The sequence below is a fragment of the Tolypothrix sp. PCC 7712 genome (assembly GCF_025860405.1).
Taxonomy (GTDB): domain Bacteria; phylum Cyanobacteriota; class Cyanobacteriia; order Cyanobacteriales; family Nostocaceae; genus Aulosira; species Aulosira diplosiphon.
Map to the genome: position 1 here is coordinate 572,119 of NZ_CP063785.1, position 25,380 is coordinate 597,498.

Genomic DNA, 25,380 nt, shown 5'->3' on the forward strand with positions numbered 1-25,380 from the left:
GCTGATAAAATATCACATCTCTGTAGTTTTGCGTAGGTGTCCAATGGAACGCAAAGATTAGACTATAGTCATCAATGCCAAAAATGTAGCTCAGTTTACAGGGTATCTACAAAATCAATGTCTGTGTTTTCCACCTTGTATAGATATCGTCTTCCTTTATTACTGTTGTGCTTTGCGATGATTGCAGTATTGTCATTTAGTGGTAAACCTGCTGAAAGTCAACACGTGCTTGCGTCACAACAGCCACATTATCAATCAATGGTAAATGAACAAGAACCCACACCTATAAAAGTGACAGACAACGTCCGCAAAACTTTGCTAGAAAATGGCTTGACGGTGCTGACAAAAGAAGTACATACAGCACCCGTAGTGACTGTGCAGGTTTGGTACAAGGTGGGTTCGCGCAATGAAGAACCAGGTGTCAATGGCATTGCTCACCAATTAGAACACATGATGTTTAAAGGTACTAAAAATCGTCCTATTCAATTTGGGCGATTGTTTAGTGCTTTAGGTAGCGACTCCAACGCCTTTACTAGCTACGATCAAACAGCGTATTACGGCACTGCAGAACGAAATAAGCTGAAATCGCTCTTATTTCTAGAAGCGGATCGGATGCAAAATGCTGTCATTGATACCGAACAACTAGCAAGTGAAAAGCGCGTAGTCATTTCTGAGTTACAAGGCTATGAAAATAGTCCTGAATACCGTCTCAATCGCGCCGTCATGGGAGCAGCCTTTCCCAATCATGCATATGGTTTACCTGTAGGCGGTACAAAAGCTGATGTAGAAAAATTTACAGTCGAGCAGGTACAGCAGTATTACCGCGAATTTTACACCCCCGAAAATGCCATTTTGGTGATTGTGGGAGATTTTCAAACTGAGTCAACTCTAGAAACAGTAAAAGAAATATTTGGTAAATTACCCAAGAGTCAAGAGTCAAGAGTCACAGAGACGCGATTAATCGCGCCTGTACAAGAGTTAACAGTCAACAGTCAACAGTCAACAGTCAACAGTCCCATTGTGCTGCGAGAACCGGGTGCAGGAAAACTCTTGCAAGTGGTTTATCAGCTACCCGATGTGAATCACCCAGATGTACCAGCGCTGGAAGTGATGGATTATATTTTGACTGAAGGACGGAATTCTCACCTTTATCAAGCATTGGTAGAATCAGGCCTAGCTAACGATATTACTGCTTATGTTTCTAGCTTACGGGAGTCTGGCTGGTATGAATTGTTAGTCACTGCTGCTCCTAAGCAAAATTTGGCAAAAATTGACTCAGTTTTAAATAAAACGATCGCAAATCTAGTAAAAACTGGAGTGACAGCAGAGGAAGTCAATCGCGCTAAAAACCAAGTTGAAGCATCTGTAATTTTAAGCAACCGCGATCTCACAAACCTAGCAATCCAATTAGGTAATGATGAGACAACTACGAGTGATTATCGCTATACAGAAAGGTACTTGGCTGGTGTCCGCAAAGTCAAACCAGCTGATGTTATCGCTGTAGTGAATAAATATCTCAAACCAGAATTACGTACAGTTGGCTGGTTTGAACCCAGTCAAAAGCAGACAAAAGCACTGACTACTAAAATTCAGTACGCGCAAACTACAGAAAAATTTTCCCCTGGTTCTCCTGTAGCACCACAAGAGGTAATCAAGTACTTACCACCTGTGGATGAAGCCACATCTCTTATCACTCGCGAACTACCGCAACAATTTACCTTGGCTAATGGTTTGCAGTTATTATTACTACCTGATAAAAGTACCCCCACAATTACCCTCAGTGGCTACATTAATGCAGGGATGGAATTTGATCCAAAAGATAAAGCTGGATTAGCATCACTGGTAGCAGATAATTTGATGAATGGTACGAAAACCCAGGACTTTTTAGCAATTGCCAAAGCTTTAGAAGAACGAGGTGCAGGTCTAGATTTTGAAGCTTATCGCGAAGGTGTGCGAATTGGAGGCGAAAGTTTAGCTAGCGACTTGCCTATACTTGTGAAAACTTTAGCAGATGTTGTGAAAAATAGTACATTTCCTGCAACAGAGCTAGAATTAGACCGCCAGCAAGCTTTGACGAATCTCAAACTAGATTTAGATGACCCTGACGAAGTAGCAATTAGAACTTTTGTTCAGTCTATTTATCCTAAAAACCATCCATTGCATACTTACCCTACAGAAAAAAGCCTACAGAGGATTAAGCGTCAGGATGTGATTGCATTTAAGGCAAAATATTATCGTCCCGATACTACGGTGTTAGCACTGGTAGGAGATTTTGATCCGATAAAAGTGCGATCGCTCATTGAAGCTGAGTTTGGTGGTTGGAAAGTTAGCGGTGAACCACCAAAATTAACATATCCGCCAGTACCAATGCCAGAAAAAATAGTGCGTGTCAACTCATTCCTCCCTGGTAAGGCTCAGGCTATCACTTATATGGGTTACACAGGCATTAACCGTCAAGATCCCCGCTTCTATGCAGCCTCAGTATTGAATCAGATTTTGGGAGGCGACACCTTATCTAGTAGGCTGGGAGCAGAAGTACGCGATCGCCAAGGTTTAACCTATGGGATTTATAGCTATTTCAAAGTAGGCAAGAATGCTGGAACATTTTGGATTGAAATGCAAACCAGCCCAGAAGATACTAGTAAAGCGATCGCTAGTACTCACGAGCAACTAAAGCAAATCCATCAGCATGGTGTCAGCGCATCCGAAGTGGAAGCCGCAAAGCAGACTCTCATCAGCAACTACAATGTTTCACTGGCAAACCCAGAGGAATTAGCAAAAAAAATTCTCATGAATCAAGTCTATGGACTCGATGAAGTGGAACTGCGCTCTTTTAGTAATAAAATTCAGCAAGTTACCCTATCTCAAGTTAATCAAGCTGCTCGTGAATTACTCCACCCCGATAAAATTGTCGTGGTAACAGCTGGGCCTGCTGTGTTGGCAGATCATACTATTCAGTAAGGAATGGGTCAATGGGGAAAAGGGGAAAGGGTAAAGGCAACTTTGAGCAAGTTACAAAAATTATTCAAAATTTTCAGTAGATTGTGATTAAGATGCAGAATTAATATCAACAATTTGCCTGAGATGCAAGTAATCAAGCGCATTTACTTCATATTAGTATTAATACTAAGCTTTGCTGTTGTAAATACAACTCCAGTCTTGGCAGCAAATGTCTCTGGCGATGTCCTTAAACAAGCTGCTATGGAAACTCCTGTGAGTTTAGGAAATGCAGCTAACGAACTAAAATTTGAACCAAATACCTTAGAATTTACAGCCGGGAAACGCTACAATCTCCGGCTGACAAATCCTAGCCAGCTAAAGCACTACTTTACTGCCAAAGACTTTGCCGATGGCATCTGGACGCAAAAAGTTGAAGCAGGCAAAGTAGAAATAAAAGGCGCTATCCACGAAGTAGAACTCAAACCTAGTGCAATAGCAGAATGGGTATTTGTGCCTCTTAAGCCAGGGAAATATAGCCTCCGATGCACTGTTCCAGGGCACGCAGAAGCGGGAATGACTGGTGTGATTACTGTTAGCAATTGATACTTTTTCAGCTAATGGAATTTGAGTGACTTTAGTGTGATTTAGCTCCCCGACTTTTTGAAAAAGTCGGGGAGCTAGGTATTGGCATTTGCCTCACCACGAGCGATCGCATCCATAACTAAGGGATGATCATAAGCTAATGCGCGTCTCAATTGCATAACTACTAATAAGGGCTGTTGACTGTTAACTGTTAACGGTCAACTGTCAACAGCCCTCACGATGGATTGTGAAACCTAAAAGCAGAATAGCTTATTTCTTTCCCTGAGTCCCTAGTAGCAAGCTCACTTTTTCTAGGTAGCAAATTCTCAAGAAAAAAATAAGTTAATTTAAATATAGATATTATTTCTCAATTAAGCTAGAACAAAATTCACCTCCAGCTACAGAGCATCAAACATTATTTAATCCCACATGAACATTTTCAGTAACTTACTTTCGCAAACAGTACAGCCGAATCCTCCCAAACAACGCCGAGGTATTGAAATTAAATCGCCGCGTGAAATAGATATTATGCGGCAATCAGCAAAAATAGTGGCAACTGTACTTAAAGAAATTTCTGAGCTAGTAGAGCCAGGAATGACTACGGCTGATTTAGATGCTCATGCGGAAAAACGCATTCGTGAAATGGGTGCTACACCAAGCTTTAAAGGATATCACGGGTTCCCTGCTTCTATTTGCTCGAGTATCAACAATGAAGTTGTACATGGAATTCCTAGTGCTAAGAAAGTTATCCGTACAGGCGATGTCTTAAAGGTAGATACGGGTGCTTATTACCAAGGTTTTCATGGCGACTCTTGCATTACAATTGCCGTTGGTGAAGTTACTCCAGAAGCAGCTAAATTGATTTGCGTAGCTGAGGAAGCTCTTTATAAAGGTATTGAACAAGTTAAAGCTGGTGTTTACTTGATGGATATTGCTGGTGCAATTGAAGATCATGTCAAAATGAACGGCTTTACTGTAGTTGAAGAATTCACTGGGCACGGTGTAGGACGTAACCTACATGAAGAACCATCAGTGTTCAACTACCGCACCCGCGAAATGCCAAATGTCAAACTACGCGCTGGTATGACATTGGCAATTGAACCAATTTTAAATGCAGGTTCTAAACATACACGTACTTTAGCCGATCGCTGGACAGCCGTAACTGTAGATAACGCCCTATCAGCTCAGTTTGAGCATACAGTATTAGTCACAGAAACAGGCTATGAAATTTTGACCGATCGCACAAATGTTTAAGTTAGGGGTTTGGTAATTGGTAATGGGTAATTGGTGTTTGCAATTTTCCTTTCCCCAGTCCCCAATCCCCAGTCCCCATTACCCCTTATCCCCAGAGGGGGCCCCGAGTTCCCCAGTCCCCAATCCCCAACCTCAACCCTGCGACTTAGGCAAATAGCGAATCACTTCTGCAACTGACCAAGCTTGTGCGATCGCCCCTTTGGGTATGTGGGGTTCATCGCCATCAAAAATTTCGGAAATGGAGCCTAGACAAGCATCAGAGGAGAAGTGTTTCAATAGGGGTTGCCAATCAAAAGGCGGTGCGGTTTCTGGGTAAAAACGTTGCCAAGAACGGATAAACGGGCCAATGAGCCAACTCCAAACAGTACCTTGATGGTAAGCGCGATCGCGTTGTTCTGGAGTTCCTTGATATTTGCCAATATATTGCGGATCGCTAGGAGCGAGACTCCGCAATCCATAGGGAGTGAGTAAACTGGAAGCTGCTAGCGCCAATACCTCACGCCCTTGTTGTTGTGAAAACCCACAATGATGTAAAGACAGCGCTAAAACGGCGTTTGGTCTAATTTGAGAATTACGGCCATCGTCTAGTTCTATAGTGTCGTATAAATAGCTGAGTTTGGGATTCCAAAACTTTTGCAGAGAATTTTTTACTTGTTGCGCTTGCTGGGCGTAACGTTGCGCTTGCTTTGCTAAACGTTCGGAAGAATTGCCATTGGGGATTTGGCTCAAGCGTTCTGCCCACTTACTCAACCAACATAAAGCAGAGTACCACAGAGCATTAATTTCCACAGGTTTACCTAGCCGGGGAGTCACAGGTTCGCCGCCTACTACCGCATCCATCCAAGTCAAGGCGACACCACAGGCTTCCCAACCCACTAGCCCATCAGTAGCATCAACATGGATATTGTAGCGAGTGCCACCGACAAATGCTTTGTGAATTTGCTGCACTACAGGAAATTGTTCTGCCAAAAACTCCCAATCTTCAGTAGCTTCTAAATATAAACCTAGAGTTTCAATCCACAACAGTGCCGCATCAATACTGTTGTAAAAAGGCTCACCACCAACATCGGGAAAGGCATTAGGAATTAAACCTTGGTGACAATAATAACCAAAAGTCCGTAATAGTCCCTTCGCTAGTTCAAAGCGTTTGGGAACTAGTGCCAACCCTGGTAAAGCCAGCAAAGTATCCCGCCCCCAGTCATTGAACCAGTGATAACCTGCAATCACCGTAGGGCCAGCTATGGAAGCGCGATAGACAATAAATTGATCGCTGGCTTTTAATAGTTGTTGCAGAATGGGGCATGGGGCATGGGGCATTGGGCATTGGTAATTGGTAATTGGTAATGGGTGATGGGTAATTGATACGTCCTCATCTCCCTCATCTCCCTCATCCCAGCCGAAAATCTGGGAAAGTCTTTCTTGTTCTGCCTCAATCGCTTCTATAAAAGTCTCGTCAGTGAGAGGGGCTAATTTTAAATCGGGGAAGCCTAATCTTACTTCTAAGGTGACACAATCTCCGGGTTGGAGAGTCACTGTTAAGTAACCAGGGCTATAAAGGTCTTCGCGATCGCCTAATCCGCGTTTGGTTTCTTCTAACAGGCGGTAATTCCAGTACCACACCGCGTCAGCTTGATACTCTCCTTGTGTCCAACGCAAATGCCAAGGTGTACCAAATTTTCCAGCCACGATTGCTTGCAAGCAAACTTGTTGGGGTAACAAGATTTGTGAGAAGTGTAATTCTGGAGAAGCAGTTTGCTGATAATGAAAGTCGCGATCGCCTATCAGCAAGCGTAGCCTTAAAAGACCTTCTTCCCGGCCTTCATAGCGATACTGGATTAACAGACGATGGCATAAGGTGGGGGATGAGGCGGATTGAAGAGAATTTTCCCCCATGCTTGTAGAGACGCGATTCATCGCGTCTTTAATCGCGTCTCTACCCTGCTCCCCTGCTCTTGCCTCTAACCCATAGGGCATGATTAACTGTCTACTGAGTTGCCAATTATCTTGGCCCCAAACCCATTTTGGTACTGGGTTAAGCTCAAAGGCACGCAGCAGTTGGTAGCCTGTTGGTTCAATTCGTCCACTGTCCCAGTAATTTGTCCCTAAGGGTACAACTTTCCCTTCGACTTCCAAACTAGCTTCGAGGTGCGAAAGTAGCAGGGTACGACCGGAAGGGGGATTTGTCGCGGCAAAAAACCAACCATGATAGGTACGTGTACGGATATCCGAAACCGTTCCACTAGCAAAACTACCCAAACCATTAGTCAGTAACCATTCTCTTGTATCTAAATTAGCCATTTGCTACTCAAAATCGTTATGACTATGATATAGTCGTAACAGATCGTAATTAAACTGTGAGAGCGTGGATGGGTGAGTTTTACCTGACCCGAATTCCAACGCTAGTAAATAAATATAAGTTGAAGGAGAATTAGGTTCATGTCCCTCACTTACGGAACAGAAGGATGGCTTCGCGTTGGTCAACAGGCTCCAGACTTTACAGCAACAGCTGTAGTGGATCAAGAATTTAAGACAATCAAGCTTTCCGACTATCGCGGTAAGTATGTAGTTTTATTCTTTTATCCCTTAGACTTTACCTTTGTTTGCCCCACTGAAATCACAGCATTTAGCGATCGCTACGAAGAATTCAAGAAACTTAACACCGAAATTTTGGGTGTTTCCGTTGATAGCGAATTCTCTCACTTGGCTTGGATTCAGACTGACCGCAAATCTGGTGGTGTAGGCGACTTAAATTATCCTTTAGTTGCTGACATCAAAAAAGAGGTAAGCGCTGCTTATAACGTACTCGACCCAGCAGCAGGTATTGCTTTACGCGGTTTATTCATCATTGATAAAGATGGTGTGATCCAGCACGCTACCATTAACAACCTAGCTTTTGGTCGTAGCGTTGATGAAACCTTACGGACATTGCAAGCGATTCAGTATGTCCAATCTCACCCCGATGAAGTTTGCCCTGCTGGTTGGCAACCTGGTGACAAGACTATGAATCCCGACCCCGTGAAATCTAAAGTTTACTTCTCTGCTGTCTAGTAGTTTGCCAAGGAAGCCGGGGGAAAGGGTAAGGGGAAAAAAGGAAAAAATTTTCACCCCCTTTTACTCACCTAAACCCAGCAAATTAGGCTTGCCATCTGACTAGATTTCTCTTGCCAGAAAACTGCAAAGCAGTATACTGGATTTAAGAGCAGTATCAATTATTACCACAGATAACCACAGATGAACACAGATAAACATTAATCCGTGTCAACTTCAGTGCCAATCTGTGGTTTTTTCATGTTTTAGGATGGAATTAGAGTATTGGGCATGGGGGATTGGGCATAGGGCATGGACTATTTTTATATTTAACTCTCTCATCCCTTTTGACCTTTGACCCTTGACTTTTGACTCTGGACTCTGGACTTTAAATTATCAAAGATAAAATATGCTAACTTCAACAGATTTTAGCGGCTTATTCAATGAGCGCTTCTTCCACAATTTTCTGCCAATTCCTGCTATCTATGAACTACGATTAGATGTGGGAACGCCAGATTTTCAACTGCCAGATATTACAAATGGTACTTTGCTGAAGCTTTCAAATTACAGAGGCAAACAACCAGTTTTATTGGCGTTTACCAGAATATTTACAGAAAAACAATATTGTCCTTTTTGCTATCCTCACATCAAATCTTTGAATGAAAACTACGAAGAATTTCAAAAGCGTGGGATAGAAGTTTTGATGATTACGAGTACAGATGAAAGGCAGAGTCAAATTGTTGTCAGAGATTTAGGCTTAAAAATGCCGTTATTGAGTGACCCTGCTTGTAAAGTATTTCGGCGCTATCGAGTAGGACAAGCTCTAGGAGCACCTTTACCTGCACAGTTTGTATTAGATAAAGACGGAAAACTCCGTTATTATCATTTATTTTCTTTTTTGGATCATAATGCCAGTGTAGAAACACTATTAGCTAAATTTTAGCTGTTTAGTAGTTTGATAAACTTTACCAAAAAATTCCCAGGTGACAGTTTAGATAAACTCTAATTGTCTTAATTACGAATTACGAATTGCTTTAATGTAGAAAATTGGCATTGATTAATTTATCAAAAGTCATGAGGTTTGCTTATGTTGACACTTTATCATGCACCGCTTTCTCCTAACTCGCGCCGAGTTTGGATTACATTGATAGAAAAAGGGCTAGAGTTTGAACTAGTAGAAATCAAACTCAATGGAGAGCAATTTAAACCAGATTTTTTAGAAATTAGCCCTTTTCACCATATTCCAGCTTTAGTAGATGGCGACTTTAAAGTAATCGAATCATTGGCGATTCTAGATTATTTAGAAGCAAAATATCCCAATCCGGTGATGCTACCTGAAGATCCAAAAGATTTAGCGATCGCACGGATGGTACAACTGGTAACTGTCAATGAACTTTTGCCACCAACTACCACGTTTTTACCTCAGTTTCTAGGCTTACCCCCAGGAGATCCAGAAAAAATCCGGCAGTCAGAGGAAAAAATTTCTGTAGTACTTAAGTTCTTTGAGAGTTTATTAGACGATCGCCCTTACTTTGGTAGTAACAACCTGACCTTAGCAGAGGTTGTGGCTGGAACTGTAGTATATGTATTGCCTAAAGTGGGCATATCTTTAATTGATTATCCCAAATTAAGTGCTTGGAGCGATCGCTTAATAGCACGTCCATCGTGGCAAGCTACTCAAATTACTCCAGAGATGATCAAAGATTTTCGAGCTGTTTTAGAGGCAAGAAAGGCACAGCAAGCTACAAGCTAGCACTGCTACCTTATAATTTAAAATTCAAAATTACGTTTAATGTGAATTAAGCGGTCAGGATTTCAAGCCTATTTATGTTTCTTAACATATGTTTGCTTTCATTCCACCGACTTATACCAATTCAAATACTGTTTGCGACACATCAATATATTTTAGAGGTCACGGCATTGCCGTGCCCCTACAACCTGTCGCATTCTTGTTTCCAATTGGTATTACTTATTTTTTTGCTTTTTTCAACTCAGCTTCTCTGAGTCTTTTTGTGCTTTTAATCTAAAGTTCAGTATATATTCGTGTCTGAATATTTAAAGCCTCTATCAATGCGTTGAGCGAAATTCCACGCAGATTTGCTAATTCTATTAAATTATTGAGATATTCGGCTTGGAGTGTTTCTATCTGTTCAGTCAAGCCTAATAACTCTCCATATTCATAGCTTGTCAGCGTAGCAGCATCTTTTTTAGCTATTAATCTCTCATGAGATTTTTGAATATCTAAAGGGATGGGTTCACTAATCTCTGCTAATAATTCAGCTTCGTATTCTAGCTGCTGTTTAATTTGGCGTTGTCTTTGCAGTGCTAGAACTTGAGATACAAAGTTATCTAAATCTTGCTGGTTTAATTGCTCAACAGCTTTGAGCAATTGTGCTAATGATAGTTGGATTTCAACTTTCACTGTTGACATTTGATGTATTTTGCCACCTAATTTCTAGGTATTCTACCAAGCGAGCTATGAAATAGGGTGTTAACAAACTATGAAAAAGCACAACTCCAACCTTTCATGCAAATCTCAGCTGGAGTGTGAGCAAATAATAGCGATCGCTTGGTAGTTAATTACTTTCCATCTAACCTGATCATGAGCCAGATAAATTAAGGTCATTTCACTACTGCAATCAACAACAACAAGACCTAGTATCAATCTTAACCAAACCAGTGAGATGGTTCAAAACCAGGTTGGATTTTTTCGCAAAGGTGATGACTAATCCAATCTGATTTATCTTTAAAAATGGTGTAAATACCTTGATGAATCAAATTTTGTACATATAGTTGTTGTTCTAAAGGACTACGCGGCAACTTAGACTTAATTAAGTATTCTTTGTCATCTTCAGAAAATGGAATATGTCCCTCAAAATTAGAGTAGTAAAGGCAAGGAATACGGTTAAGGACAAATTTAATTAATTCTTGGCGTAAATCAGGAATAGCAAAAGCTTGTTGGTAAGGGTTGTATGGATAGGTATCCAACACACTTTCAATCTCGCCTTGTACTGATTGCTGTGTTAATTTAACAACTGTTTGCATAACTATTCATCTCCTTTTTTATCTAGTCAATAACTTGTCAGGAATAAAGTTTCTAGGTGGCAAAATTGACAAAATAACCAGCTAGAACTGATTGACATTAAGAGATGCTCTAACCCTGAATAGCAAATTTTATCTCGGTACAATTATCAAAGCTCTATCCTGTCTATTTTTAGTTAAAACTTATACTCAATGCTGGTATAAATCGTAGAAACAGCATTCAATAAAATGGATAAGTACCGTGTTTTATCTCTCTAATGTTAATTATCCAAAATTTTTTAGTCTGTATCTGTAAACTACACAAAACGCAGCAAAAGTTCTTGGGGATCAATTATTTTAGTAACGAAACAGAATTAATTGTTGCTAAAGATTAATCCGTGTAAATGCATGATGGTGTTTACATTACTTATAAATGTTTGCTACAGTTCTAGCTGAATTATTGCGATAGTTGAAATAGATGATTGAGAAAATTCCTTGTATTTATTACATAAATTGCCTCTATTAGCTTAAAAAAGTAACATAAGATACTTAAGTAACCAGTGTATTCATAGATAAAATTATTCGGGAGAAAAGTTGAAAAAATTAACATTAGGTAAAGACCTTAGCTGTTGATTAATTTTCACAGCAGCAGTTATTCCAGACAGCATTGCACCTTCTACAAAATTGCCACCACACCAATCGCCACAACAGATTAAAGGTAGAGGAGTGTTAGCAGATAAAATCGTTTCCTTCCAAGGACGACTAACAAAGGCATAGCGCCAGCGATGTACTTGCATCCAGTCAGGAGTTGCTAACCAAGGAATTGTTAAGGTTTGGGCTGTATGTTGCAACATATACTCTCCAACTGCATTTAAATCTGCGGATTCTAGATGCTGTTGGGCAAAAACTGCACTACTTTGCACGACAAAGTGTGGCTGTTGAGGATTGGGACGCTTGCTACTGTCTAAACCAATCCATGCAATATCAGGATCGTCTACAAAAGTTAAAGCTTTCCATTCAGGAAGGGGTTGAGATGTAGAAGGATAACCTGCGATCGCACTAATACATGGCTGAAATTCTACAGAACTGAGATGCTCAATAAAGGTAGCATCTAATAAACTGCCACTTAAAGGCGCTAAAAGAGCTAATGCTTGGGGTGCAGGAATTGCCACCACTAAGGCATTAGCTGTAATTTCCTCGTTACTCGATTCCAGAGTTAACCGCCAGCTATTTTCCGTATAATTTAGGGCAATTACACGCTGATTTAGTACAATATCCAACCCTGGAGCAATAAACTTGGCAATAGCGCTCATTCCCTGAGGTGCAACATAACGAGGACTACGGCTTTCGGGTGGAATAATGCCAATATCACTTTTGAATTCGTAAACTGTATCTGTCCAAATTTGCAACACATTAGCATTGCATAATAAATCGACAAAACCTTGCAGCAATTCACCTTTGGGTTTGAGGTAACAAGCACCATGATCTGCTGAAGTTCCTTGTAAGCGACGTGTTGCGAGTCTTCCGCCTAAACCACGAGATTTTTCGACAACTATTACCGAATATCCGGCTTTTCTTAACTGCTGGGCGCAGACTAAACCTGCCATCCCTGCACCAATTACTGCAACATCAGTCATTAATTAATCGTCCTTGGTGAGAAGCCTCATTGGTTATTATCAGATGACAAAGCTATAAAGACTACTAATTGACTGCTGAAAGCTGGTAGTAGAATAAGGTACAGAAAGCAGCACGGAAGGGAGGAAGGGAAGTTGGATGAACTGAGGGCGGCTTTAGAGCTAGCAACTGAAGATGAATTGCAAGACTTAACGGCAATTCTGTTTAGTCGTAAGTTCAATCCTTTAGACTACGTTCACACACCTGAACCGATTGAAGTTCAAAGCCAAGATAGACAAGCGTGGTTAGATACATTAGAAAATCGTTTTCGCTTTTTGGCTGCAGATGGGATGACAGTATTACGGGGACGCACCAGCCAGGTAACTTATCGACAAGCGCTAATTCAAGTATGTAAGTATTTAAAAATTCCTTATTCTAGTCAGCTAGCAACTGTTGATTTAGAAGCAGAAGTATTTTTGCATCTATTAGGGCAAGTATGGAAAAAATTGCCCGAACAGGAAAAGCAAAAATTAACTGTTCGGGTACAGCGTCAGCTGATGAAATCGGAATTGAAACAACCCCTACCACTTTTATTACAAAAAGACCCCTTAGGATTAATTTTTAAAGGTGGTAGTGCTTTAGCCGTGACTTCTGTAATTCAACCATTGGTGCTAAAACAAATTGCTCGCCAATTTGCTACACATTTTGCTACTTATCAAGTAGCCAAAGAAGCAGCAGTGCAAGGTTCAACAGTAGCAACAGCGCAGTTTCAAAACTATGTTGCTTTGCAAATGGCAAAGCGAGGTATGACTGTGAATGCGGCTCGTTATGGCGCAGTACGTAGTATCTTCTCGTTTATTGGGCCAGTTATGTGGGCTTGGTTTTTTGCAGATTTAGGATGGAGAGCGATCGCTACTAATTACGGTAGAATCATTCCCACCATCTTTGCCTTAGCGCAAATTCGTCTCACCCGTACTGAATGTTGGGAGTTAGCTTGAAGCAAGCTGTTTATCATCCCAATCCGGCTTTGCAATTACCTTGGAATTTAACTCAATTGGGATTGATTTTCTTCCCATTGAGTCCCTTCCTGGGGGCTGTATTGATAGTTTTGGCATCCTTAATTACTGTGGCACGCCAATGGAGCAAAATTATCCGTCGCCCTCTTAATTGGGGATTTGCACTGCTAAGTTTATTGCTCATCATTACGGCTGGGTTTGCCTATGACAAAACCACAGCTTACGTTGGTTTATTTAATTTCATTCCCTACTTTATTATTTTTGCGGGATTGAGTGCGCTGTTTCAAAAAACCGCCCAATTGCGACAAATAGCTTGGATTTTGGTAGTTGCTTCCGTGCCAATCACAATTTTGGGCTTTGGGCAGTTATTTTTAGGCTGGAATTTAGATTTAAAGTTTGTGTGGATTGTTTTAGAGTGGACGATCGCACCAGGAGGAACTCCACCAGGGCGCATGGCTTCTATCTTAATGCACGCTAACACCTTAGCGGCTTACCTGGTAATCATGTTCACTCTGGGGTTAGCTTTAGCGCTAGAACAGTGGCAATTAATCAAAAAGAAAACTCAAAATTCCCCAATCCCCAATCCCCAATCCCTCAACCCCCTCATCTTTCTCACTATCGCCGGAATTCTCAACTTCATTGCCTTAATTTTTACTAACTCACGCAATGGATGGGCGATCGCAATTTTTGTGTGTTTAGCTTATGCACTATACCAAGGTTGGCGGATTTTAGTTGGTGGTGTAGCTGCTATCGTCACTACTGTAATGCTAGCAGCGTTTGCACCTTCTCCAGTCGCCCAGTTCTTTCGCAACTTCGTTCCAGCTTTCTTTTGGGCGCGTTTAAATGATGATATGTATCCCAATCGGCCAGTGGCTTTAATGCGAAAAACCCAATGGCATTTTGCTTGGAATTTAACTCAACAACATCCTTGGACTGGCTGGGGGTTACGCAATTTTTTAAAACTTTATAAAGCCGAAACGCACCTCGGTTTAGGTCATCCACACAACTTATTTTTGATGTTATCTGCGGAAACTGGAATACCTGCTACCCTATTATTTTGTGGTTTAATCGCCTGGGTTGTGATTGCAGCTATCAAAGTTTTGCAAAAGCCACAATTTTTAGCTCAAGAAGACAGATTGATATTTTTTAGTTATGTCTTAGTTTTGTTGGGATGGGTACTCTTTAATATGGTTGATGTTACTATCTATGATTTCCGTCTAAATACTCTATTTTGGTTAATATTATCTGCAGTTTGTGGATTAGTTTATCGCTACAATCAAGATGGTAGAATTCAATCGCAACAAGATGAGAGAATCGGTTAAGCGATTGTATATTTCTTATACCAATTCAAATAATGTTTGCAAAACACCAAATATATTCTAGAGGGCATAGCAATGCCCATACGTGTCAACTTAAGCTAAAAACTATATAGGGCGGGCGTTGTAAAAATACCTCGCGCCCTCATCCCCTAACCCCTTCTCCCCCTGGAGAAGGAGAACTAAATCTCTGGCTCCCTTCTCCCTGTGGGAGAGGGGTTGGGGGAGAGGGCCAACCCTTGCAACCAAGCGGTTTTCACGTTAAGTTGACACCAATGGGCAATGCCTTGCCCCTACAATCTGTCACATTTTTTTCAAACTGGTATTAGTTGGAAGTCCCTCAATACAGTTCGGATAAGACAAATCAATTGAGTTGCATTTGATATTAGCTGCAAAATAAATATTTTCTGTATTTAACACCATTAGGTACGTTAGCATTCGATTAACGCACCTAAAATTTTGTTTAGCTAAGTGGAGAGTGCAAATTTACTTTTAATAGTTTGATTATCATATTAATTAATTTAGCTGGCTCAATTGGCTTAGAAGCATACATATGAAAGCCGGCTGCTATGGCTTCTGTAGAATCTTCTTCTCTAGCATAGGCTGTTAACGCAATGGCTGGAATTTGCCCGCCTCGTTCTGCTTCCAGCATTTTGACTTTACGGATGAGTGTGTAGCCATCTTCTTCAGGCATACCAATATCGCTAATTAATATCTCTGGTGGATATTCTTGAATTGCTAACATTGCTTCGTTAACTGAGCTAACAGATCTGACTGTAGCTCCGGATTGCTGTAGTGCGGCTGACAGAAAAAGGCGTGTATCAGTATCATCATCTACAACTAGCAATTGCACATTATTTAGAGGTAATTGCGGTGAAGATACAGATTCTACAATTGCTGTTTTTTCTGGATTTTGTGGCTGTTTTGCTGCTAAAAGCGGCAATTTTACAGTAAAAGTTGCGCCTTGTCCTTCACCAGGGCTATCTGCATAAATCTTTCCGTGGTGTAATTCTACCAAGTGGCGGGCGATCGCTAATCCTAATCCTAGTCCTGTGTGGCTGCGGGTGGTACTACCGTCGGCTTGGCGGAAGCGATCAAAAACATATCTGAGAAAGTCTGGTTGAATACCAATTCCGGTATCACTGACTTGAATTTGAGCGTAGTTGTTGTCAGTGGAAAGGGTAATATCCACACGTCCGTTTTCTGGTGTGAACTTGATGGCATTACTAAGTAGATTCCAGACGACTTGCTGCAAGCGATCCGGATCGCCAGAAACCATAAAGGGTGAGGCTAGATGCTTTGCTAGAGAGAAATGACCGTTATTTTCTTTATTTGGGGCAATGTTTGCTTTCTCTGTGGCAGGTATCGCAAATTCAAAGGCAATATTTTTAGCTTCAGCTTGTAACCGGACTGTCTCTACTGCGGTTTCAATCACTGAAACGAGGTTAACAGGGCAAATATTTAACACCAACTTGCCGCGAATAATTCTGGAGACATCTAAAATATCTTCAATGAGTTGCTCTTGCAAACGTGCATTGCGTTCAATAGTTTCTAAAGCACGGGCTGTAGCTTTCTCATCGAGTTTGCGATTGCGGAGCAGTTTAGCCCAACCGAGAATCGAGTTGAGAGGTGTCCGCAGTTCGTGAGACAGAGTAGCCAGGAACTCATCCTTCATGCGGTTTGTGGCTTCCGCTTCCTTGAGGGCTGCTTGTTCGCGAATTAATTTAGCGCGTTCTTCCTCAGCTTGTTTGCGATCGCTAATATCTTCTACTGTCCCCACATAACCGATGACTGTGCCTTCATTAGAAAGCATAGGTGAGGAACGCAAGGTTAACCAGCGCACAGTTCCAGTGGCAGTAACAATACTAAATTCACTATAGTATTCTTTTCCCTGTTGAGCCGCCGCCGACCAATCGGCAAATATCCTGTCTCTATCTTCAGGACGAAGCGATCGCAACCAACCTGTGCCTAAACAATCCTCATCAGAAATGTCCAAAATACTTTGGTAGCGGGGATTAGTATAAGTGCAATTACTGTCAATATCTGTAAGAAAAATGCCTACGGGTGAGCAAGCCGATAACGAGCGAAACTGTTCTTCGCTTTTTCTCAAATCGGCGTTTAAGGCGGCGAGTTGGTTAGCTTGTCTTTCTATCTTTGCCGTTTTCTGAAATAAATCAACAAACGCCGCGACTTTCGATTTTAAGATTTCCGGTTCGATGGGTTTAAATAAATAGTCTACTGCGCCTAGAGAATAGCCTTTAAATACCATTGAATCGTTGGTACTAAATGCAGTTAAAAAGATGATGGGTGTGTGACGCGATCGCTCTCGTTGGCGAATTAGCGTAGCCGTCTCAAAGCCATCCATTTCTGGCATTTGTACATCGAGCAAAATTACTGCAAAATCTTGATTGAGTAAACACCTCAAAGCTTGGGCCCCTGATGTCGCCCTGACCAAATTTTGACCTAAACCTTGCAGTATTGCTTCTAAGGCCAACAAGTTTTCCGAGTGGTCATCAACCAGGAGAATATTTACTGGTAATTCGGACGGCATTATAGGTATAGACTCCTAGGTAGACTAAAAACAAATTTCTACGCTATTTTATAGACTTTCAACCTTGGAAGAGGTATTTTACAACTGTCGTAGGTTACAAATTTTGTGAACTGAGGGAATAGGGATTGGGAACTAGACTAGATATATATGCCAGTTAAATGCGGAACCAAATATGACACATATATCCCAGCAACGACGCACCCGCATCTTACCTCCATCTCCTATCGTGCCAGAGCAAAAGCGTCATCAGCGAGAACAACGTGATGCCCTTGCAGCAAAGTGCCGTGAGATTTTTGAGCGCTTGCGTCCGCAACTGATAGAGACAAATTACAACTGGCATATTGCCATTGACCCAGAGACAGAAGATTACCTCCTTGACTTAACTTTAAAAGGGATAACGCAAAAAATTCGTGATACTTACGGTAATACTAATCAAGTAAAACTGACTATCTTTCGACTTAACGATACAGGAACCTGTGGCAGGCTATGGCTGTAGGTTCATTTGGAGATAACGGCGAGCTATTTTTTGAAATTCAGCTTGTTAGTGTTAACGGTGAAGAATTTATCATTGAAGCCTTATTTGATACAGGGTTTACAGATGGCTGGTTAGCTATCAATACTCAAGACCTGGATGCTTTGGGGTGGTCATTGCTAGCCGCACAAGTTGAAATGACCACAGCACGCGGGAACGCAAGGTTAGACATCCATGAAGGCAAAATTATCATTGATGGAATTGAAGCCATAATCCCCGTCCATGTCGGTGATGAGATTCCCGATACCATTATGGGTTCTTTGTGGCTGGATACTATGCAGCTAATCGTGAATAAACCAAGAAACATATTGACTTTAGAGATGGTGGACGAATAAAAGACTCAAATAATTTTGGATTGGGGACTGGGGAACTCGGGGCCCCCTTTGGGGATAAGGGGTAATGGGGACTGGGGACTGGGAAAAGGAAGAGGTAGGGAGCAGGGAAAGAAATAATTAATGACAAACACCAATTACCCATTACCAATTACCTATGACTAATGCCCCATGCCCAATGCCCAATGCCCCATGCCCAATGCCCCATTACCTATACAACCAAACCCGCAATAGCGAAAGCAACTGTTCTGTATCTACGGGTTTGGTGATGTAGTCGGATGCACCTGCTTCAATACATTTTTCGCGATCGCCTTGCATGGCTTTGGCGGTGAGGGCAATGATTGGTAAAGCTCTAAATTGATGGTTTTGGCGAATCAGGCGAGTGGTTTCGTAACCATCCATTTCTGGCATCATGACATCCATTAATACAACATCAATATCCGGGGTAGTTTCCAAGGTGCGAATGCCTTCTCTACCGTTTTCTGCATATAAGACCTGCATTTGATAACGCTCTAGCATACTGGTGAGGGCGAAGATGTTACGCACATCGTCGTCTACTATGAGTACTTTTTTACCTGTTAGCAAGTAGTCTCTCGCATGGAGTTGTTCGAGAATTTCCCGCTTGGGTGCAGGCAAATTGGCTTGGACTCGGTGCAAGAATAAGGCTGTTTCGTCTAAGAGACGTTCGGGCGATCGCACGTCTTTAACAATAATCGTGTCTGCTATCCGTCTCAATTCTGTTTCTTGTACTCGGTTTAGTTCTTGACCTGTATAAACAATTACAGGCAGATTTTCACCATGAGGTAGCTGCTTGATTTGTTCAATTAGTTCAAAACCAGTCATATCTGGTAGCCCTAAGTCGAGAACCAAGCAATCAAAATGCTGGGTGCGAATGGCTTCTAGGGCATCTGCACCTGTACCTACGGCGGTGGTAGTTACGTCGCTGTTACCAATTAATTCCACAATACTGTGGCGTTGATTTTCGTCATCTTCGACTACTAGTAGGCTTTTCACCCGACGTTCGATAAAACCTTTGATTTTGGTTAAGGCTTCGGAGATGATTTCGCTGGTTAAGGGCTTTTGCAGATATGCGATCGCGCCTAATTGTAAACCGCGTTGTCGTCCTTCTTCCACTGTCATAATATGTACGGGAATGTGACGGGTGCGGGGGTTATGTTTGAGGCGATCTAATACTGTCCAACCATCGATTTCTGGCAAGCGGATATCTAGCAAGATAGCTGAGGGTAGATATTGCTGTGCTAGAGTTAGCCCTATTCTGCCGTTTTGGGCGGTAATCGCCTTAAATCCTTGCTGGCGTGCCATATCTAGCAGGATACGGGCAAAATTAATGTCATCTTCCACAATCAGCAGTACGCGATCGTCTTCTGCGAGAATAGAGCGATCGTCCATGAGGGATTGGGGATTGGGTACTGGGTACTGGGGATTGGGTTGTGTCCTGACTGATAAAGGTTCAGTACTCAGCACTCTCGACTCTGGAGAGAGTTGGGGGAGGTAGAAAGTAAAGGTACTACCTTGATTGGGATGGCTGACAAGTTTAATTTCACCACCAAATAGGCGGGCGATTTCGCGGCTAATGGATAAGCCTAAGCCTGTACCGCCATATTTGCGGCTGGTGCTACCATCAGCTTGTTGAAAGGCTTCAAAAATTACTTTTTGTTTTTCTGGTGCAATCCCGATACCTGTATCGCTAACAGAGAAAGCAATCACAGCTTGGGCGCGATTTAAAGTTTCTTGAGATTGACTCCAGCCTTGTTTTGCCACTTCTACCCGCAAACGGACTTCCCCAGTTTCGGTAAATTTAAAGGCATTGGAAAGGAGATTTTTCAGGACTTGTTGTAAACGTTTGGCATCAGTGTAGATGGTTTGTGGTAATTCGGGAGCAAATTCCACGTTAAAGGCGAGTCCTTTATTTTGGGCAATTTGCCCGAATGTGCGCTCAAGTTGTTCGCCTAACTCCGAAAATAACATTTGGTTCATGTCAATTGACATGGTTCCCGATTCGATTTTGGCTAAATCTAAAATGTCATTAATTAAGGTCAACAAGTCAGTACCAGCTGAGTAAATTGTCTGGCTATATTCCACTTGCTTGGTAGTGAGATTACCTTCAACGTTATCTGTTAACAGCTTCGCCAAAATCAGCAAGCTGTTGAGTGGTGTCCGCAATTCATGGGACATATTCGCCAGAAATTCGGATTTATATTTAGATGAAAGGGCTAATTGTTCGGCTTTCTCTTCTAAAGAACGTCTAGCTTGTTCAATCTCTAGGTTTTTCCGTTCCACTTCTTTCTTTTGCAGCGCCAACAACTCAGCTTTTTCTTCTAATTCGGCGTTGGTTTGTTGTAGTTCTTCTTGTTGTCCTTTGAGCAAATCTTCGGAAGCTTTGAGTGATTGGGCTTGCTGTTCTAGTCGCTTGTTAGTTTCCCTCAGTTCGTTTTGCTGGGTTTGTAGTTCTTCTGCTAAAGATTGGGATTGTTTGAGCAATTCTTCCGTCCGCATGGAAGCTGCAATTGTATTTAAGACGATCGCAATACTTTCTGTGAGTTGATCGAAGAATGTTAAATGTATTTCACTAAAGCGCCGGAAGGAAGCTAATTCAATTACGGCTGTGACTTGTCCTTCAAACAATACAGGTAAGACAACAGCATTCAAGGGCGCAGCTTCCCCTAAACCAGAGCTAATTTTGACATAATCACCAGGTACTTCTGTTAACAGAATCCGTTCTTTTTCCAAAGCACATTGTCCTACCAAACCTTCACCCATGTAGAAGCGGTTGGCTAAATGGCGGCGTTCCCGGTAAGCATAGCTACTCAATAATTTGAGGAATGCTTGATTATCTGCGGCTTCCATCATGTAGAATACGCCATGCTGCGCGCCTACTAACGGCGCTAGTTCTGAGAGGATGAGTTTAGAAACTGTTTCTAAATCGCGCTGACCTTGCAGCATTCGCGTAAACTTCGCCAGGTTAGTTTTTAACCAATCCTGCTCAGTATTTTTCTGGGTGGTCTCTCGCAGGTTGGCAATCATTTGGTTGATGTTGTCTTTCAGGATAGCGACTTCCCCTAAAGCTTCCACCGCAATCGACCGAGTTAAATCGCCCTTAGTTACGGCTGTAGCTACTTCTGCGATCGCCCTTAGCTGTGTAGTTAAAGTTGCAGCCAGTTCATTCACATTATCAGTCAAATCTTTCCATGTACCCGCCGCCCCTGGTACTCTGGCTTGACCGCCTAATTTTCCTTCGATTCCTACTTCCCGCGCTACTGTGGTTACCTGATTGGCGAAGGTGGCTAGGGTATCAATCATTTCATTGATTGTCTCAGCTAGGGTTTCAATTTCGCCCTTCGCATCTAACATTAATTTGCGTTTCAAGTCCCCATTTGCCACCGCCGTTACCACTCGGGCGATACCGCGCACCTGGGCTGTTAAATTACCCGCCATCGAGTTGACATTATCAGTCAAATCCTTCCAAGTCCCCGCCACACCTTGGACTTGCGCTTGACCGCCTAATTTTCCTTCCGTTCCCACTTCTCGCGCTACCCGCGTTACTTCCGAAGCAAAGGAACTGAGTTGATCCACCATTGTATTGATAGTGTCTTTCAACTCCAAAATTTCCCCGCGCACATCTACGGTGATTTTCTTGGATAAATCACCATTCGCCACCGCTTTGGTAACTTCTGCAATGTTCCGTACTTGGGCTGTCAGGTTACCCGCCATTGAGTTCACATTGTCGGTCAAGTCTTTCCACGTTCCCGCTACCCCTCGGACGTAGGCTTGTACACCTAATTTACCTTCCGTTCCCACCTCCCTTGCTACCCGCGTTACTTCCGAAGCAAAGGAGTTGAGTTGATCCACCATCGTATTGATGGTATTTTTCAACTCTAAAATTTCGCCCTTCACATCCACAGTAATTTTCTTGGAAAGGTCGCCATTCGCCACCGCCGTTGTTACTTCCGCGATGTTCCGCACTTGGGCTGTCAAGCTTCCCGCCATGAAGTTAACGCTGTCGGTGAGGTCTTTCCAGGTTCCCGCGACTCCTTTTACCTCAGCTTGTACGCCGAGTTTTCCTTCCGTTCCCACCTCTCGCGCTACTCTGGTTACCTCAGAAGCAAAGGAGTTGAGTTGATCCACCATTGTATTAACGGTGTTTTTCAACTCCAAAATTTCTCCTTTGACATCCACAGAAATTTTCTTCGAGAGGTCGCCATTCGCCACCGCTGTGGTAACTGCGGCGATGTTCCGCACTTGGGCTGTCAAACTTCCCGCCATGAAATTCACGCTGTCGGTGAGGTCTTTCCAGGTTCCCGCGACACCGCGCACATCAGCTTGTACGCCCAGTTTCCCTTCACTTCCCACCTCTCGGGCTACTCTGGTTACCTCAGATGCAAAGGAGTTTAACTGATCCACCATGATATTGATGGTGTTTTTCAACTCCAGAATTTCGCCTTTAACTTGCACAGTAATTTTCTTCGATAAGTCACCATTTGCGATCGCAGTTGCAACTTCTGCAATGTTCCTTACTTGATCGGTGAGGTTCCCTGCCATCATATTCACCGCACCTGTTAAGTCTTTCCAGGTTCCAGCAACACCGCGTACTTCCGCTTGTACGCCGAGTTTCCCTTCTGTTCCCACCTCTCGCGCTACCCTGGTTACCTCAGATGCGAAGGAACTGAGTTGATCTACCATCGTGTTGATAGTGTTTTTCAACTCCAAAATTTCACCCTTCACATCCACGGTAATCTTCTTGGATAAGTCGCCAGTCGCCACCGCCGTTGTCACTTCCGCAATATTCCGCACTTGGGCTGTCAAACTTCCTGCCATGAAGTTCACACTGTCTGTGAGGTCTTTCCACGTCCCCGCCACACCGCGCACATCTGCTTGTACACCCAGCTTTCCTTCGCTTCCCACCTCTCGCGCTACCCGCGTTACCTCCGAAGCAAAGGAGTTTAATTGATCTACCATCGTGTTGATAGTGTTTTTCAACTCCAAAATTTCACCCTTCACATCCACCGTGATTTTCTTGGATAAGTCGCCAGTCGCTACCGCCGTCGTTACTTCCGCGATGTTCCGCACCTGGGCTGTCAAACTTCCCGCCATGAAATTCACGCTGTCGGTGAGGTCTTTCCACGTACCCGCCACACCTCGCACTTCTGCTTGACCGCCTAGTTTTCCTTCTGCACCCACTTCCCGCGCTACCCGCGTTACTTCCGATGCAAAGGAGTTGAGTTGATCCACCATGATGTTGACGGTGTTTTTCAACTCCAAAATTTCGCCCTTCACATCCACAGTGATTTTCTTGGAAAGGTCACCATTCGCCACCGCCGTGGTCACTTCCGCAATATTACGCACCTGGGCTGTCAAATTACCTGCCATCAAGTTGACGTTGTCGGTGAGGTCTTTCCAGGTACCCGCCACACCGCGCACTTCCGCTTGTACGCCCAACTTACCTTCCGTTCCCACCTCTCGCGCTACCCTGGTTACCTCGGACGCAAAGGAGTTTAACTGATCCACCATCGTGTTAATGGTGTTTTTCAACTCCAAAATTTCGCCCTTCACATCCACGGTGATTTTTTTGGATAAGTCGCCATTCGCCACCGCCGTTGTCACTTCTGCAATATTCCGCACCTGGGCTGTCAAACTACCCGCCATAAAATTCACGCTGTCGGTGAGGTCTTTCCAGGTACCCGCCACACCGCGCACTTCTGCTTGACCGCCTAATTTTCCTTCCGCGCCTACTTCTCGCGCTACCCTGGTTACTTCTGATGCAAAAGAGTTGAGTTGATCCACCATGATGTTGACGGTGTTTTTCAACTCTAAAATCTCGCCTTTGACATTTACAGTAATTTTCTTGGAAAGGTCGCCATTTGCTACCGCCGTTGTTACTTCTGCAATATTCCGCACCTGCGCTGTCAAATTACCCGCCATCAAATTGACGTTATCGGTCAAATCTTTCCATGTACCCGCCACACCGCGCACTTCTGCTTGTACGCCCAGTTTCCCTTCTGTTCCTACCTCCCGCGCTACCCTGGTTACCTCAGACGCAAAGGAATTGAGCTGATCTACCATCGTGTTGACGGTGTTTTTCAACTCCAAAATTTCGCCTTTCACATTGACAGTAATTTTCTTCGACAGGTCACCATTTGCGATCGCAGTTGCAACTTCCGCAATATTACGTACTTGAGCAGTTAAATTCCCCGCCATCAAATTGACGTTATCGGTCAAATCTTTCCAGGTACCCGCCACACCCCTGACTTCGGCTTGTACTCCTAACTTACCTTCGGTTCCCACCTCTCGCGCTACCCTGGTAACTTCTGATGCAAAGGAACCCAGCCTGTCTACCATTGTGTTGACGATATTGGCAGTTTGCAGAAACTCTCCCTTCAGAGGTCTACCTTCAATTTCTGGGGCAATGGTTTGAGATAAATCGCCATTAGCTACAGCCCTAATTACCCTTGTAGTTTCTGCTGTTGGCTGCACTAAATCTGTAATTAGTGTGTTCACAGAATTAACGCAACTTAACCACGAACCACGAACATTTCCTAAAGAAGCACGTTCCGAGACTTTGCCATCTTTACCAACTACATTACCGATGCGCTGTAACTCTGCCGCCATGCGCTCATTTTGGTCAATAATATCGTTGAGTGTATCGGCTATTTTTCCGGCAATTCCTGTTTGGTCAATTGGCATTCTCGCAGAGAAATCACCTTTTTTAACAGCATTTAATGTTCTTAATAGTTGTTTTAAATCTAAACTGTCGCTTTCTCTGGTTAATTGTTCAGTAGCCATAGCCTTATCCTTAAGGAATTTATATATATTTGATCCCCCGTTTGTTTGGCGGGGCTAGTGTTAAGTTCATCATTGGCGCTCTTTGCTTTGGGGAAACTTAACCCTATGCTGAAACCCATTAAATAAGGCTGCTGCCAACACTTCTTGGAACACCATTTAGCCAATCATAACTTTTTCATAATCCTTAAGGTAGCTGCTAAAAGCAGATTTTTTACGGCATATATATCAATAGTTTGATTGCCTATTTCTTTAGACATATTTCTAAAGGAATATTATTCAGCGAGAACCGGTTAATATTTCTTTGCAAATAACAATACTTAGAACAAAAAATGCACTGGCAATGCAATCAGTACGGATAAATGTAATTTCATCCTAGATAGAGGGATGTAATTAC

Annotated in this window: 16 protein-coding genes; 10 read left to right on the top strand and 6 right to left on the bottom strand. The window is 42.8% G+C overall.

Features of this window, described 5'->3' with window-relative positions; genetic code table 11:
* The first annotated feature begins 117 nt into the window (after window positions 1-117).
* From HGR01_RS02175 to map, 3 genes are all read left to right on the top strand, one after another.
* A complete protein-coding gene (locus HGR01_RS02175; RefSeq protein ID WP_045870085.1) occupies window positions 118-2,961 on the top strand; it encodes a M16 family metallopeptidase in 2,844 nt (947 codons plus the stop codon).
* Window positions 2,962-3,084: 123 nt separating this feature from the next.
* Window positions 3,085-3,543: a plastocyanin/azurin family copper-binding protein gene (locus tag HGR01_RS02180; protein ID WP_045870086.1), complete on the top strand. Its 459-nt coding sequence runs from the start codon at window positions 3,085-3,087 to the stop codon at window positions 3,541-3,543.
* Between the two features lie 408 nt (window positions 3,544-3,951).
* Entirely contained in the window at window positions 3,952-4,776 is an 825-nt protein-coding gene (gene map, locus HGR01_RS02185) for a type I methionyl aminopeptidase (protein ID WP_045870087.1), read from the top strand.
* A gap of 132 nt (window positions 4,777-4,908) precedes the next feature.
* Here the strand turns inward: map and HGR01_RS02190 are convergent, their stop codons facing one another.
* Window positions 4,909-7,074, bottom strand: a complete 2,166-nt coding sequence (locus HGR01_RS02190) for an amylo-alpha-1,6-glucosidase (RefSeq protein WP_045870088.1) — start codon at window positions 7,072-7,074, stop codon at window positions 4,909-4,911.
* Between the two features lie 138 nt (window positions 7,075-7,212).
* Between HGR01_RS02190 and HGR01_RS02195 the strand changes: the two genes are divergently transcribed.
* From HGR01_RS02195 to HGR01_RS02205, 3 genes are all read left to right on the top strand, one after another.
* Window positions 7,213-7,824, top strand: coding sequence for a peroxiredoxin (locus HGR01_RS02195; RefSeq protein WP_045870089.1), 612 nt, complete (start codon window positions 7,213-7,215; stop codon window positions 7,822-7,824).
* A gap of 388 nt (window positions 7,825-8,212) precedes the next feature.
* Window positions 8,213-8,746 (top strand): peroxiredoxin family protein, encoded by a 534-nt coding sequence (locus tag HGR01_RS02200; RefSeq protein WP_045870090.1) that lies wholly within the window; start codon window positions 8,213-8,215, stop codon window positions 8,744-8,746.
* 144 nt (window positions 8,747-8,890) lie between these two features.
* On the top strand, window positions 8,891-9,556 hold the full coding sequence (locus HGR01_RS02205) for a glutathione S-transferase family protein (protein WP_045870091.1): 666 nt from the start codon (window positions 8,891-8,893) through the stop codon (window positions 9,554-9,556).
* Between the two features lie 270 nt (window positions 9,557-9,826).
* Here HGR01_RS02205 and HGR01_RS02210 read toward each other — a convergent pair whose 3' ends face one another.
* From HGR01_RS02210 to HGR01_RS02220, 3 genes are all read right to left on the bottom strand, one after another.
* Complete coding sequence (locus HGR01_RS02210; protein WP_194007858.1) at window positions 9,827-10,234, bottom strand: STAS/SEC14 domain-containing protein; 408 nt, start codon at window positions 10,232-10,234, stop codon at window positions 9,827-9,829.
* Window positions 10,235-10,470: 236 nt separating this feature from the next.
* Entirely contained in the window at window positions 10,471-10,848 is a 378-nt protein-coding gene (locus HGR01_RS02215) for a hypothetical protein (RefSeq protein WP_045870092.1), read from the bottom strand.
* Window positions 10,849-11,402: 554 nt separating this feature from the next.
* On the bottom strand, window positions 11,403-12,461 hold the full coding sequence (locus HGR01_RS02220) for an NAD(P)/FAD-dependent oxidoreductase (RefSeq protein WP_045870093.1): 1,059 nt from the start codon (window positions 12,459-12,461) through the stop codon (window positions 11,403-11,405).
* A gap of 132 nt (window positions 12,462-12,593) precedes the next feature.
* Here HGR01_RS02220 and HGR01_RS02225 point away from each other — a divergent pair, with 132 nt between their 5' ends.
* Together HGR01_RS02225 and HGR01_RS02230 are read left to right on the top strand one after the other, a co-directional pair.
* Window positions 12,594-13,436 carry a YaaW family protein gene (locus tag HGR01_RS02225; RefSeq protein WP_045870094.1) on the top strand — a complete coding sequence of 281 codons (843 nt, stop codon included), beginning with the start codon at window positions 12,594-12,596 and terminating at the stop codon, window positions 13,434-13,436.
* A complete protein-coding gene (locus HGR01_RS02230) occupies window positions 13,418-14,776 on the top strand; it encodes an O-antigen ligase family protein (RefSeq protein WP_045870095.1) in 1,359 nt (452 codons plus the stop codon). The genes HGR01_RS02225 and HGR01_RS02230 overlap by 19 nt, the downstream gene beginning before the upstream one ends.
* A gap of 457 nt (window positions 14,777-15,233) precedes the next feature.
* On the opposite strand, the gene HGR01_RS02235 is transcribed toward HGR01_RS02230, so the two are convergent.
* The gene (locus HGR01_RS02235) at window positions 15,234-17,321 is read right to left on the bottom strand and encodes a response regulator (RefSeq protein ID WP_045871840.1); all 2,088 of its coding nucleotides are present in this window, start codon (window positions 17,319-17,321) and stop codon (window positions 15,234-15,236) included.
* A 172-nt stretch (window positions 17,322-17,493) separates the two neighbouring features.
* Between HGR01_RS02235 and HGR01_RS02240 the strand changes: the two genes are divergently transcribed.
* Both HGR01_RS02240 and HGR01_RS02245 read left to right on the top strand, forming a co-directional pair.
* A complete protein-coding gene (locus HGR01_RS02240) occupies window positions 17,494-17,817 on the top strand; it encodes a hypothetical protein (protein ID WP_045871841.1) in 324 nt (107 codons plus the stop codon).
* On the top strand, window positions 17,808-18,188 hold the full coding sequence (locus tag HGR01_RS02245; protein ID WP_045871842.1) for an aspartyl protease: 381 nt from the start codon (window positions 17,808-17,810) through the stop codon (window positions 18,186-18,188). The genes HGR01_RS02240 and HGR01_RS02245 overlap by 10 nt, the downstream gene beginning before the upstream one ends.
* Window positions 18,189-18,392: 204 nt before the next feature.
* Here HGR01_RS02245 and HGR01_RS02250 read toward each other — a convergent pair whose 3' ends face one another.
* Window positions 18,393-24,986 carry a HAMP domain-containing protein gene (locus HGR01_RS02250; protein ID WP_045871843.1) on the bottom strand — a complete coding sequence of 2,198 codons (6,594 nt, stop codon included), beginning with the start codon at window positions 24,984-24,986 and terminating at the stop codon, window positions 18,393-18,395.
* Between the last annotated feature and the right edge of the window lie 394 nt (window positions 24,987-25,380).

Coding starts and splice junctions, on each gene's coding strand:
- HGR01_RS02180 (WP_045870086.1), top strand. CDS start 3,085: ATGCAAGTAATCAAGCGCATTTACTTCATATTAGTATTAATACTAAGC.
- HGR01_RS02215 (WP_045870092.1), bottom strand. CDS start 10,848: ATGCAAACAGTTGTTAAATTAACACAGCAATCAGTACAAGGCGAGATT.
- HGR01_RS02250 (WP_045871843.1), bottom strand. CDS start 24,986: ATGGCTACTGAACAATTAACCAGAGAAAGCGACAGTTTAGATTTAAAA.
- HGR01_RS02205 (WP_045870091.1), top strand. CDS start 8,891: ATGTTGACACTTTATCATGCACCGCTTTCTCCTAACTCGCGCCGAGTT.
- HGR01_RS02190 (WP_045870088.1), bottom strand. CDS start 7,074: ATGGCTAATTTAGATACAAGAGAATGGTTACTGACTAATGGTTTGGGT.
- HGR01_RS02230 (WP_045870095.1), top strand. CDS start 13,418: ATGTTGGGAGTTAGCTTGAAGCAAGCTGTTTATCATCCCAATCCGGCT.
- HGR01_RS02240 (WP_045871841.1), top strand. CDS start 17,494: ATGACACATATATCCCAGCAACGACGCACCCGCATCTTACCTCCATCT.
- map (WP_045870087.1), top strand. CDS start 3,952: ATGAACATTTTCAGTAACTTACTTTCGCAAACAGTACAGCCGAATCCT.
- HGR01_RS02245 (WP_045871842.1), top strand. CDS start 17,808: ATGGCTGTAGGTTCATTTGGAGATAACGGCGAGCTATTTTTTGAAATT.
- HGR01_RS02195 (WP_045870089.1), top strand. CDS start 7,213: ATGTCCCTCACTTACGGAACAGAAGGATGGCTTCGCGTTGGTCAACAG.
- HGR01_RS02220 (WP_045870093.1), bottom strand. CDS start 12,461: ATGACTGATGTTGCAGTAATTGGTGCAGGGATGGCAGGTTTAGTCTGC.
- HGR01_RS02175 (WP_045870085.1), top strand. CDS start 118: ATGTCTGTGTTTTCCACCTTGTATAGATATCGTCTTCCTTTATTACTG.
- HGR01_RS02200 (WP_045870090.1), top strand. CDS start 8,213: ATGCTAACTTCAACAGATTTTAGCGGCTTATTCAATGAGCGCTTCTTC.
- HGR01_RS02210 (WP_194007858.1), bottom strand. CDS start 10,234: ATGTCAACAGTGAAAGTTGAAATCCAACTATCATTAGCACAATTGCTC.
- HGR01_RS02235 (WP_045871840.1), bottom strand. CDS start 17,321: ATGCCGTCCGAATTACCAGTAAATATTCTCCTGGTTGATGACCACTCG.